Origin of the sequence: Clostridium paraputrificum, from assembly GCF_900447045.1 — a bacterium.
Lineage (GTDB): Bacteria > Bacillota > Clostridia > Clostridiales > Clostridiaceae > Clostridium > Clostridium paraputrificum.
Map to the genome: position 1 here is coordinate 46595 of NZ_UAWH01000016.1, position 12459 is coordinate 59053.

12 protein-coding genes are annotated in these 12459 nt (G+C 31.6%); all 12 read right to left on the bottom strand.

What is annotated here, in order from left to right; genetic code table 11:
- A complete protein-coding gene (locus DR024_RS13505; RefSeq protein ID WP_055184496.1) occupies positions 1-1014 on the bottom strand; it encodes a M50 family metallopeptidase in 1014 nt (337 codons plus the stop codon).
- Positions 1015-1025: 11 nt separating this feature from the next.
- A complete protein-coding gene (gene dxr / locus DR024_RS13510) occupies positions 1026-2186 on the bottom strand; it encodes a 1-deoxy-D-xylulose-5-phosphate reductoisomerase (RefSeq protein ID WP_027097537.1) in 1161 nt (386 codons plus the stop codon).
- Between the two features lie 19 nt (positions 2187-2205).
- Positions 2206-3171: an AI-2E family transporter gene (locus DR024_RS13515; protein ID WP_027097536.1), complete on the bottom strand. Its 966-nt coding sequence runs from the start codon at positions 3169-3171 to the stop codon at positions 2206-2208.
- An 86-nt stretch (positions 3172-3257) separates the two neighbouring features.
- Positions 3258-4052: a phosphatidate cytidylyltransferase gene (locus tag DR024_RS13520; RefSeq protein WP_027097535.1), complete on the bottom strand. Its 795-nt coding sequence runs from the start codon at positions 4050-4052 to the stop codon at positions 3258-3260.
- Between the two features lie 15 nt (positions 4053-4067).
- Positions 4068-4838, bottom strand: coding sequence for an isoprenyl transferase (locus DR024_RS13525; protein ID WP_027097534.1), 771 nt, complete (start codon positions 4836-4838; stop codon positions 4068-4070).
- Between the two features lie 69 nt (positions 4839-4907).
- The gene (gene frr / locus DR024_RS13530) at positions 4908-5465 is read right to left on the bottom strand and encodes a ribosome recycling factor (protein ID WP_111919024.1); all 558 of its coding nucleotides are present in this window, start codon (positions 5463-5465) and stop codon (positions 4908-4910) included.
- Between the two features lie 10 nt (positions 5466-5475).
- Complete coding sequence (gene pyrH / locus DR024_RS13535) at positions 5476-6189, bottom strand: UMP kinase (protein WP_027097532.1); 714 nt, start codon at positions 6187-6189, stop codon at positions 5476-5478.
- Between the two features lie 70 nt (positions 6190-6259).
- Positions 6260-7171 (bottom strand): translation elongation factor Ts, encoded by a 912-nt coding sequence (tsf, locus tag DR024_RS13540; RefSeq protein ID WP_027097531.1) that lies wholly within the window; start codon positions 7169-7171, stop codon positions 6260-6262.
- Between the two features lie 88 nt (positions 7172-7259).
- Positions 7260-7961, bottom strand: a complete 702-nt coding sequence (gene rpsB / locus DR024_RS13545) for a 30S ribosomal protein S2 (RefSeq protein WP_027097530.1) — start codon at positions 7959-7961, stop codon at positions 7260-7262.
- A gap of 398 nt (positions 7962-8359) precedes the next feature.
- On the bottom strand, positions 8360-9136 hold the full coding sequence (codY, locus tag DR024_RS13550) for a GTP-sensing pleiotropic transcriptional regulator CodY (RefSeq protein WP_027097529.1): 777 nt from the start codon (positions 9134-9136) through the stop codon (positions 8360-8362).
- A 156-nt stretch (positions 9137-9292) separates the two neighbouring features.
- Positions 9293-11395 (bottom strand): type I DNA topoisomerase, encoded by a 2103-nt coding sequence (gene topA, locus DR024_RS13555; RefSeq protein WP_027097528.1) that lies wholly within the window; start codon positions 11393-11395, stop codon positions 9293-9295.
- Positions 11396-11436: 41 nt separating this feature from the next.
- Complete coding sequence (dprA, locus tag DR024_RS13560; RefSeq protein WP_099313305.1) at positions 11437-12447, bottom strand: DNA-processing protein DprA; 1011 nt, start codon at positions 12445-12447, stop codon at positions 11437-11439.
- Between the last annotated feature and the right edge of the window lie 12 nt (positions 12448-12459).

The window sequence follows — 12459 nt, forward strand, 5'->3', positions numbered from 1 at the left end:
CTAAAAACTAATAGGGAAAATTATATCCTTTATTGTTACTAATATCATAACACCTATCAGTAGCATAAATCCTACTGTATTTAGAGCCCCTACTATTTTGTCTGGCACCTTTCTTCTTGTTATTAATTCTATAAATAATATAACTGCCCATCCACCATCTAAAGCTGGGAATGGTAATAAATTAAACACTGCTATGCTAACAGAAAGTATTGCAACAAGCTTCATTAAGTTCCACACGCCTACTTCTGCTGCACCTGCTGACATCTTAATTATTGTAACAGGACCTCCAACGTCAGTTTTTAAATTAGCCTCCCCTGTAAATATCATCTTTAAACCTTTAAAAGTTTGAGAAATCAAAGATGCAGTTTCATTAAAACTTTCTTTTATACTACTTAATATACTAGGATTTTCTTCACCCTTGAAATAAACTCCTATCATATATCTTCCTTCATCCTCTATGTATGCAGGTTCTATAGTTACCGTATCTTTTAACCCTCCTCTTTCATACTCAAGGTCAATTTTTTTCCCTTTATTCATATTTACGCCAACAGAAATATCGCTATTTGTAAACACTTTGCTTCCATTTACTCTAGTTATTCTATCTCCTGGCATTAATCCTGCTGAAGCAGCTGGTGTTCCAGCTTCAATTCTATCTAAGCTTGTAGTTGCAAATCCAAAAATATTAAATATAGTACTTAAAATAACTATTGCTAAAACAAAATTCATGAAAGCTCCAGCTAAGATTATAGAAATTCTTCTTAGTGGTGATTTAGCCGAAAAACTCCTCTCGTCATCTACAGCTTCTTCTTCTCCTAACATTTGAACATATCCACCTATAGGTAATAATGAAATGGAATATCTTGTTTCTTTTCCTTGATGGGAAAGTATCTTTGGTCCCATACCTATAGAAAATTCAACAACCTTAACACCATTTAATTTTGCTGCTATAAAGTGTCCAAATTCATGTACTATGATTAATAAACCAAACCCTAAAATCGCCAAAATATAATTCAATGTCTTTCCTCCTAACCTCTATTACACGCTACATATTCTCTTACTTTTCTATCTAATTCAATTACGTTATCTAAGGATAACTCTTTTTTGCATTCAACATTAAAGTAATTTATAGATTCTTCAATAATATCTCCTATTTCTAAGAATTTTATCTTCTTATCTAAGAAAAATTGTACAGCAACTTCATTAGCAGCATTTAAAACTGTTGGAACTAAGCCACCCTTTTTCCCAGCTTCATACGCAAGTCTTAAACATTTAAATGTTTCTAAATCTGGTCTCTCAAAAGTTAATTTTGATATCTTCCAAAAATCAATGGATTTAGCTACTTCTTCTTTTCTTTCTGGATAATTCAATGCATATTGTATAGGAAGTCTCATATCTGGAGATCCAAGTTGAGCTATTATACTTGCATCTTTATATTCAACCATAGAATGTATAATGCTTTGAGGATGAACTACAACTTGAATATTATCATAACTACAATTAAACAACCAATGAGCCTCTATCACTTCAAGTCCCTTATTCATTAATGTAGCTGAATCTATTGTAATCTTCTTTCCCATACTCCAATTAGGATGATTAAGAGCCTCTTCTAAAGATATCTCCTTTAACTCATCTATCTTTCTTCCTCTAAAAGGTCCACCAGATGCAGTTAATATTATCTTTTTTAAGCTATCTAAACTATTCCCTCTTAATGACTGGAATATAGCACTATGTTCTGAATCAACCGGAAGAATTTTTACGCCATTATCCTTCGCTGCCTGCATAACTAATTCCCCTGCAACAACAAGAGTTTCCTTATTTGCAAGAGCAATGTCTTTCTTCGCTTCAATAGCTGCCATTGTAGGCTTTAAACCTATCATCCCTACAACTGAAGTAACAACCATATCTATTTCTTCAAGGGATGCTATTTTTATTAGCCCCTCCATTCCTTCAAGAACCTCAATATCAAAATTATTCTCAGTGCAATATTCTTTTATCTTTAAAGCTGAGCTACTATCCATCATTCCTACATATTTAGGCTTAAACTCATCTATTATTTCTATCATCTTTTCTATAGATGAATTAGCAGTTACCCCAATCAATTTTAACTCTTTAGCAGATTTTCTAATTACATCTAAGGTTTGAAGTCCTATTGACCCTGTTCCCCCTAATATTGAAAGTTTCTTCATGTCTTTATCCTCCTAATTGCTACTTATCTTCTCCATAGATTATATCTTTAGCTAGAATCCCATACATAGGGCCTACAACTATTCCAAGAACCCCAAATAACTTAATTCCTATATATATAGATAATAAAACTAATAAGGGATGTAATTCTAGTTTATCACTTAAAAATTTTGCTTCAAGAACTTCTCTAATAACTTGAACCAAAATATATAAGCATATTAACCCAAAAGCTACTATATAATCTTCTACTATAATATTGTATATTATTATAGGTACAAATACAATTATTGTTCCTACATAAGGTAATATGTCTAATATTCCACAAATAACTCCTAGTAAAACTGCTTTTGGTACCCTAAACACTATAAATCCTATAATTATTTCAAGAGTTGATATTAATACTAAAATAACTTGAATACCTATCATTTGCTTAAAGTTACCACCTTGATACTTAGCTTTATATAATATATCTCTTGGTATCAATCTTTTAACTAAATCCTTCATTTTTTCTCTATCTACTAAAATAAAAAAAGCACATATATTGCCTATAAAGAATGCTACTATTCCTTCTCCAGTTGTTATAGCACCAGTTTTTATAAAATCCTGATTTAATATAGATATAACACTACCTGCAATACTTTTCCCATCTCCAACATCAATAAATCCAATATAAGTTCTAATTAAATCTTCTATAAGTTTAATATTTCCCTCATATAATTTTTTTAACAAAATGAATATACTACCACCAAGATAAATAACAAATATAATTAAGGCTAAATTTACAAATAAAATTGATAATGCTCCTGCAATTTTATCATGTATATTTAACCTTATAAAAAACTTGTATAACGGATTTGCTATGAGAAACATTATAACCATCCATATAAAGGGTTTGAAATAGTATTTTATAGTTAATGTTAGAACCGTTATTATTAATAAAAGCATAATCAAATCAATTAGTTTCTTATATCTTCTTCTAAACTCCAAAAAACCCCCTCCCTTGCACATACATTAAAATATATGCAAAGAAAAGGGGTTATATTTACAGAAATAAAACATAATATTTTTTTAATTTACAATGATAATATAAAAGTTAAGTAATAAAACACTATCAATCCTGAAAATAATATTGAATCAAACCTATCTAATATACCACCATGACCAGGAATAAGATTACTATAATCCTTTATTCCAACATATCTTTTTACAGAAGATGCTACTAAGTCACCAAACTGACTAAATACTCCACATAATGCTCCTATAATAAAGAAATGATATATTGGGAAAGTAGCTATGTATCCTTTGGCAACAAATCCTAATATTCCACAAGAAATTGTTGACCCTATAAGTCCTCCAATCGAACCTTCTATAGTTTTCTTAGGACTTACTTTTGGGCATAGCTTTGTTTTTCCGAATAATCTACCAGCATAGTATGCAGTTGTATCTGTCATCCATGATCCTATAAATATTAGCCATACATAAAAAGCTCCACCACTTTTTTCACTTACTAGGTATATAAAACTAAACAAAATGCCCACATATAAGAAGCCCAGCAAAGTAATTGCAGCATCAATAAATGTATACTTTAAATCTATTACTGGTATTATTAAAAGTATAAATGTTGCTAAAATTATCATAAAAATAAGCTTTTCAAAATCATTATTAAACAAATAGAATAGTATTAATAAAATATATCCTACCATTTCAATTGGTTTAAAATCTTTTTCTTTTAACGCTTTATAAAATTCATACATTCCAAAAGCAGATAAAATGAAAGTAAATATTTTTAGAGGTAACCCTCCCCAAAATATAAATAATATAAATGGTGCTATCATAAGTGCACCTAGATATCTGTTATCTGATTTCAATACCTTCACCCCAATCTATTTTATTCCACCAAAACGTCTATCTCTGTTTTGGTAATCATAAATTGCTCTTTGTAAATCCTTCTCCTTAAAATCAGGCCAATTAATATCCGAATACCAAAATTCTGAATATGCACATTGCCATAAAAGAAAATTACTTAATCTTTGTTCTCCTGATGGTCGAATTATTATGTCTGGATCTGGCATTCCTGCGGTATATAAATAATTATTTACTAGACTATCATCTATATTATTTATATCTATTTTTTCATCTTTATAATCATTGGCTATTGCTTTTATTGCTCTTATAATTTCATCTCTTCCACCATAATTTAAAGCTACATTCATAACTATTCCATTATTATTTCTTGTTCTTTCTTTCGCTCTCTCTATTTCACCTATACACTCTTCCGGTAATCTAGAGATATCTCCAAGAACATTTATAACAACACCATTTCTATCTAATTCATCTATTTCTTGCTTTAAGTATTGAACAAGCAACTTCATTAGCGCTCCAACTTCTTCTTTAGGTCTCTTCCAATTTTCAGTTGAAAATGCATATAAAGTCATGTATTTAATGCCAAGTCTATCCCCTTCCTTAATTATGCGTCTTATGGTTTCTACACCAGCTTTATGACCCATAGTTCTTGGAAGATTCCTTTGTTTTGCCCATCTTCCATTACCATCCATTATAATAGCTACATGTTTAGGGATATTATTCATATCTAATTCTATATTTTCGTCATTATCGAAGTTATTCTTTTTCTTATTCTTATAAAAACTAAACAAGGTTGGCCCCTCCCATAATATCTAATTAACAAAAAACCTGCCCTAGGAGCAGGTTTTTTGTTTGCTAGCCTAAATTGACATTATTTCCTTTTCCTTAGCTGAAATTATGTTGTCAATTTCTTTAACGTAAGAATCAGTTATTTTTTGAACTTGATCCTCACCCTTCTTAATTTCATCTTCTGATATATCTGAATCCTTCTTTAATGCCTTTATCTTTTCATTAGCATCTCTTCTTACAGATCTAACTGCAACTTTAGCATCTTCACCTGTTTTTTTAACATTCTTAACTAAGTTCTTTCTAGTTTCTTCTGTTAATTCAGGTATTATTAATCTTATTACTGAACCATCATTTGAAGGATTTAATCCCAAATCTGACTTAAGTATAGCTCTTTCTATATCTTTTAGTAATGGTTTTTCCCAAGGTGTTATCATAAGTACTCTTGGTTCTGGAGCAGATACATTGGCAACTTGATTAAGTGGACATAAACTTCCATAATACTCTACTTGAATTCTGTCAAGCATAGTTGGATTAGCTCTTCCTGCTTTCATAGTCGATATCTCTGAATTAAGAACTGAAATAGTCTTTTTCATTTTTTCTTCTGAATTCTTAATAATGTCCTTGATCATTTTAACCCTCCTACTTTTTTGATACAAGCGTTCCTATTTTTTCGCCTTGTGCAGCTCTTTTGATATTTCCAGGTTCATCTAAACCAAATACAAGTATAGGAATATTATTATCCATACATAAAGATGTAGCTGTTGAATCCATTACTTGTAATCCTTGTTCAAGAACCTCTATATATGATAGTGTATCATATTTTTTAGCATCTGAATACTTATGAGGATCCTTATCGTATACACCATCAACTTTTTTAGCTAATAATATTACATCTGCTTCTATTTCTGCTGCTCTTAGTGCTGCAGTTGTATCAGTTGAAAAATAAGGATTTCCTGTTCCTGCTGCAAAAATTACAACTCTTCCTTTTTCAAGATGTCTCATAGCTCTTCTTCTAATGAAAGGTTCTGCAACCTCCTTCATTTCTATAGCCGTTTGTACTCTTGTCATTACTCCAACTTGTTCTAATGAATCTTGTAGTGCTAAAGCATTTATACAAGTAGCTAGCATTCCCATGTAGTCAGCAGTAGTTCTATCCATACCTTCGCCGCTTCTACCTCTCCAAATGTTACCGCCACCAACAACGGCACCTACTTCAATCCCCATATTTACAAGTTCTTTAATTTCTAGAGCTATTCTTGTAGCTACATTAAAATCTAAACCGAATCCATTTTCTCCAGCTAAAGCTTCACCTGATATCTTTAGCATCACTCTCTTATACTTAGAATTAGACATCTCTATACCTCCAACGTAAATTCCTATATCTTTAAAAAAAGAGAACACTTAGTGTTCTCTTTGGTTTTAACTATTTACCCATTTGCTTTGCAACTTCTGCAGCAAAATCTTCAACAACTTTTTCTATACCTTCGCCTCTTTCAAATCTTACGAAGCTATTAACAGTGATTGGAGAACCAACTTCTTTAGATTTTTCTTCAACAAGCTTTGCTATGCTCTTATCTCCATCTTTAACCCAAGCTTGATCTACAAGACATACTTCTTTATAGTATTTCTTGATTCTTCCTTCAACCATTTTATCAACGATCTTTTCTGGCTTTCCTTCATTAAGAGCTTGAACTCTGTAGATTTCTCTTTCCTTTTCTACAGCTTCCTTATCAACACCTTCTTCATTTAAGAATAATGGGTTTGCAGCTGCAACTTGCATACAAAGTTCTTTAGCTAAATCTACAACTACTTGAGATTCAGTTTCGCATCCTAATTCAACAACAACACCGATTCTTCCACCACCGTGAATATAAGTTTGAACTGCACCATTAGCAACTTCAACCTTCTTGAATCTTCTTACTGTCATGTTTTCACCTAAAGTAGCAATTAAAGCTGTTAAAGCTTCTTGAACTGTTTGTTCTTCATTGTACTTTTCGTTTAAGAATTCTTCAACAGTTGTAGCTGTTGTATCAACAACCATCTTAGCTAATGAATCAGCAAAAGCTACAAATTGTTCATTAGCAGCAACGAAGTCTGTTTCACAGTTAACTTCTACGATACCAGCCTTCTTGTTATCTTCTGTAATATATGTCTTAACAAGACCTTCAGCAGCAACTCTTCCTGCTTTCTTTGCAGCAGCAGCTAATCCTTTTTCTCTTAAGAATTCTACAGCCTTTTCTATATCTCCGTTAGTTTCTGTTAAAGCCTTTTTGCAGTCCATCATTCCTGCGCCAGTCATTTCTCTTAATTCCTTAACTGATTTTGCAGTTATCATATTCATTTCCTCCTTTATATTAAGTAACCCTTATCATTTAGGTTAAAAGGTAAATGAAGAATCCTTCACCTACCTTTTACATAGCTAATTATTCAGCTAATTGTTCACCTTGTCTTCCTTCAATGATTCCATCAGCCATTTTAGCAGTTATTAATTTAACAGCTCTTATAGCATCATCGTTACCTGGAATTACGTAATCTACTTCTTCTGGGTCACAGTTAGTGTCAACTATAGCTACTACAGGAATTCCTAAAATCTTAGCTTCTGAAATAGCATTCTTTTCTTTTCTTGGGTCAACTATGAACATAGCTCCGATGTTTTCGCAGTCTAAGTTTCTAATTCCACCAAGGTTCTTTTCTAACTTTTCTAATTCTCCCTTAAGCTTTATAACTTCTTTCTTTGGAAGAACTTCGAAAGTTCCATCTTCTTGCATTCTTTCGATTTCAGCTAATCTCTTAATTCTAGTCTTTATTGTTTCGAAGTTAGTTAACATTCCACCTAACCATCTGTTGTTAACAAAGTGCATGTTTGATCTTATAGCTTCTTCTTGGATAGCTTCTTGAGCTTGTTTCTTTGTTCCAACGAATAAGATATCTTTTCCTTCTGCAGCAACTTCTTTAATAAAGTTGTAAGCTTCTTCAGCCTTCTTTACAGTCTTTTGTAAATCTATGATATAGATTCCGTTTCTTTCTGTAAAGATGTAAGGAGCCATCTTAGGGTTCCATCTTCTAGTTTGGTGACCAAAGTGTACACCAGCTTCTAATAATTGTTTCATTGATATTACTGACATTTTCTTACCTCCTGGTTTTTCCTCCACTACCTTCTTCACAAGTAGCTACCTAATAGGCACCAACTACTTGCATTGGGTAATGTGTGTATTTTATTACCTTTGTTAGTATACCACAAGGTTTTTATTGTATCAACAAAATTTTATATTATTTTTATCCATCTTAAAAATAATATAAAAATACTCATTATAATTCTCCCCCTTCATAAAAATTAACTATTCATAAGATACACTTTTTTCAGTCATACACAGGTTCCAAAACTTGCTTTTAGTGTTCTGTGATGGCACTATAATTTTTACCCCTCATGCTCTGTATCCATAAGGAGGCTACTGAAAACTCTTTATAATTTCCTAGACGTAAAAAATCTGTACCTAATACTAGATACAGATTTTAAAATAAACTATTTAATCTTTTTCAACTCATCTAATAACTTTTCATTAAGTATTCTTATATGAGTCCCCTTCATTCCTAGAGATCTTGATTCTATTACTCCAGCACTTTCAAATTTTCTCAAAGCATTAACTATAACACTTCTTGTTATACCAACCTTATCAGCTATCTTTGAAGCTACTAAAAGCCCTTCAGTCCCATCTAATTCATCAAAGATATGTTCTACAGCTTCAAGTTCTGAATAAGATAAAGTTCCAATAGCTAGTTGCACAACAGCTTTTTTTCTTGCTTCTTCCTCTATCTCAACTTGTTTTCCTCTAAGCATTTCTATTCCAACTATTGTTGCACTATATTCAACTAAAACTAAATCATCGTCAGTAAATCTTCTACCAAACCTTGCAAGTTGTAACGTTCCTAATCTCTCTCTATTTCCTACTATAGGAACAATTGTAGACAGCTTGTCTTTCGCCATACAATCTCCTTCACCTTCAAAAACACAATAACCTTTGTTAGGTAAATTAGATATAGTTTCTGTAATATTAAGAAGCTTTTCATTGTAATCCGCCGGAAATCTTCTTTCTTCTATTACTTTCTTCTTCATCACATGACATTCGAAATCTTTTGCAAAAGTATATCCTAATATTTTCCCTTTTCTACTAGCAATATATACATTACATTCTAACACTTCGCTTAAAAGCTTACATATATCTTCAAAAGCAACTGGCTCTGTTCCTGACTTCTGCAATATCTTGTTCAACATTCTTGTTTTGCTAAGTAATGATGACATATAACTCCCCCTTAAATAATCTATTAAAATTCAAGTATATTTTAAATTTTCATAATTTTTTAAATTTTTGTTCTTTTCATTATAGACTATTTCAGTTTATCATACAGAGCCATTTATTTCAACTCCATTTTTGTTCTTTCGACATTTTAGTTACTATTAGTTATTTTCTTTGTCGTTTTTTTCTTCCTTCTTAATAACTTCTTTATATCCACATTCACTATTTGAACATTGTACATAATTCCCATCTTTTTTAGAGTATTTTAAAACCATATACGCATTACACTTAGGACACTTGTCTTTTACTGGTTCATTCCAACTTACAAACTTACATTCAGGATATCCAGAACAACCAAAGAATTTTTTACCTTTTTTACTCTTCTTAACGACAATCTTTTTACCACATTCAGGACATGGCACATCTAGTTCTTCCACTATTGGCTTAGCATTTTTGCATTCAGGATAACCAGGACATGCAAGGAAGTCACCATATCTTCCTCTTTTTATCACCATCATTCTTCCACACTTATCACATGGAACATCACTAACTTTATCTTCAATAACTACTTTTGCAACTTCTTTTTCAGCTTTATCTATAGCTACCTTTAATGGCTTAAAGAATTCATCTACAACTTCTCTCCATTCTTCTCTACCCTCTTCAATATGGTCTAGCTTCTTTTCCATATCAGCAGTAAACTCTACATCTACAATTTGATTGAAGTAATCACTTAAAATCTTATTTACTATAAATCCCAACTCAGTCGGAATAAGATTCTTCTTTTCTCTAAGTACATAACCTCTACTTAATATTGTTGAAATGGTAGGTACATATGTACTTGGTCTTCCTATCCCCTTTTCTTCCATAAGTTTTACAAATGAAGCTTCAGTAAATCTTGCAGGAGGTTGAGTAAAGTGTTGTTTTCCTTCTATGGATTCCTTCTTTAAAACTTCCCCTTCTTCTAAAACTGGAAGAATAACTCCTTCAGCATCTTCCTCATTAGAGTACTGATATAGTTTCATAAACCCATCAAAGTCAATTGTTGATCCACTAGCTTTAAATTTGTAATCACCATTTATTATATCAATTGAATTTGTATTCAATCTACACGAAGCCATTTGACTTGCCATGAATCTATTCCAAATTAATGTGTATAATTTATATTGTTCGCTAGTTAAGTTTGCCTTTGCAATCTCTGGAGTAATTTCAACATAAGTAGGTCTAATAGCTTCATGAGCATCTTGGATATTTTTCTTTCCTTTATACTCTCTAGGCTTCTCTGGGGAATATTCTTCTCCATAAGTACTATTAATAAATTCTAAAGCCTTTCCTTGAGCTTCTTCTGAAATTCTAACAGAATCTGTTCTCATATATGTTATAAGACCAACTGTTCCATATCCTTTAACTTCAACGCCTTCATATAAAACTTGTGCTACCGACATAGTCCTCTTTGTCATAAAATTAAGTTTTTTACTTGCTTCTTGTTGAAGTGTACTTGTAGTAAATGGTGGAAGTGGATTTTTAACTTTTTTACCTTTTTTGATCCCAGCTACTACAAATTCACCTTTTTCTAGTTCTTTAACTATAATTTTAGCTTCATCTTCATTTTTAATTTCAATCTTTTTGCCATTCTTTGTAGATAACTTAATAGGAAATTTCTTTCTTTCCTTTTTCATTACACAATCAACTGTCCAATACTCTTCTGCATTAAAAACTTTTATCTCTTCTTCCCTATCACAGATAAGCTTCAAAGCTGCTGATTGCACTCTACCTGCACTTAGACCCCACTTTACATTTCTCCATAAAATAGGACTAATTTCATATCCAACTAGTCTATCTAATACTCTTCTAGCTTGTTGAGCATCAACTAAATTTATATTTATTTTTCTAGCTTGTTTTATTGATCCTTTTACAGCAGTTTTAGTTATTTCATTAAATACTATTCTACATTGTGAATCTTCTGATATCTTCAAAAGCTTTGCTAAATGCCAAGAAATTGCTTCTCCCTCACGGTCAGGGTCAGTTGCAAGATAAACTTTATCAGCTTTTTTTGCTGCTTTTCTTAACTTATCTATTAATTCTCCCTTACCTCTTATTGATATATACTTTGGTTCATAATTATTTTCTATATCAACACCCATCTTACTTTTAGGCAAATCTCTAACATGCCCCATAGATGCTTCAACTGTATAATTTTTTCCTAAATATTTTGCGATTGTCTTAGCCTTTGCAGGTGACTCTACTATAACTAAATTTTGACCCATATAAAAACTCCATTTTTATGGAGCCTTCACCCCCTTAAAACTCACGTAATCTTTGCATAATAATTGCCAGGAAGGCTAACTATTTCATTTCTAATTTGCATTTCAAATAATACCTTAAACAAAGCAGCCCTGTCAATACAAGACTTTTCAACGATTTCATCTATATGTGTTGGTGCCTTTGCTATAACAGATAATATTTTTCTCTTTATTGGAGATATTATTCCTTCTTCCTTTGGAATTTTTAATTCCAAAATAGAATATAAGTCATCCATTCCACTAAAAATCTGCGCACCATCTCTAATAAGCTTATTACATCCATTACTTCCTTTTGAAAAAATTGATCCAGGAACAGCCATTACTGATTTTCCTTGTTCTGCAGCATAATTAGCCGTAATTAAAGAACCACTTTTACTCGACGCCTCGGCAACTATTACTAATCTACTTAACCCACTAATTATCCTATTTCTCATTGGAAAATGGTATGGAAGTGGCTTAGTGCCTGGTAGAAATTCTGAAATAATCAATCCAGTATCTTCAACCTTTTTAAATAATGATGCATTTTGTTTAGGATATACAACATCTATACCACATCCTAAAACAACAATAGTGTTTCCACCATCTTCTAATGCTGTTTTATGTGCTACTGAATCTATCCCTTTAGCACCTCCGCTTATTATTGTGATATTATAGCTAATTAATTCTTTTGTCAATAGTTTTGTAATTTGTGCACCATACTGAGTACACATTCTTGAGCCAACTATACCAACTATATCTTCATTAAGTAATTCTATATTTCCTTTATAAAACAAACCATATGGCGGTTCATCTATATTCTTTAAATCCTCAGGATATTTAAGATCATTATATGTAACAAGCCCTATATTTTCTTTAGCTAATATCCCTACATATTCCTCTGCATCCTGTAATGAAGAACTGCTAAAAGTACTGTTTAATTCATCATAAACAACTTTTTCATTTCCATATCTCTCAATAAGAGATATTTTATCCGAATTTGATACATTTAACATTATTAACCATATCTTATATTTCATAAACTGTCTACC

Bases quoted from the DNA above. Each gene is read 5' to 3' on its own strand.
- dxr (WP_027097537.1), bottom strand. From the start codon at position 2,186: ATGAAGAAACTTTCAATATTAGGGGGAACAGGGTCAATAGGACTTCAA.
- frr (WP_111919024.1), bottom strand. From the start codon at position 5,465: ATGATCAAGGACATTATTAAGAATTCAGAAGAAAAAATGAAAAAGACT.
- pyrH (WP_027097532.1), bottom strand. From the start codon at position 6,189: ATGTCTAATTCTAAGTATAAGAGAGTGATGCTAAAGATATCAGGTGAA.
- tsf (WP_027097531.1), bottom strand. From the start codon at position 7,171: ATGATAACTGCAAAATCAGTTAAGGAATTAAGAGAAATGACTGGCGCA.
- rpsB (WP_027097530.1), bottom strand. From the start codon at position 7,961: ATGTCAGTAATATCAATGAAACAATTATTAGAAGCTGGTGTACACTTT.
- codY (WP_027097529.1), bottom strand. From the start codon at position 9,136: ATGTCATCATTACTTAGCAAAACAAGAATGTTGAACAAGATATTGCAG.
- topA (WP_027097528.1), bottom strand. From the start codon at position 11,395: ATGGGTCAAAATTTAGTTATAGTAGAGTCACCTGCAAAGGCTAAGACA.
- dprA (WP_099313305.1), bottom strand. From the start codon at position 12,447: ATGAAATATAAGATATGGTTAATAATGTTAAATGTATCAAATTCGGAT.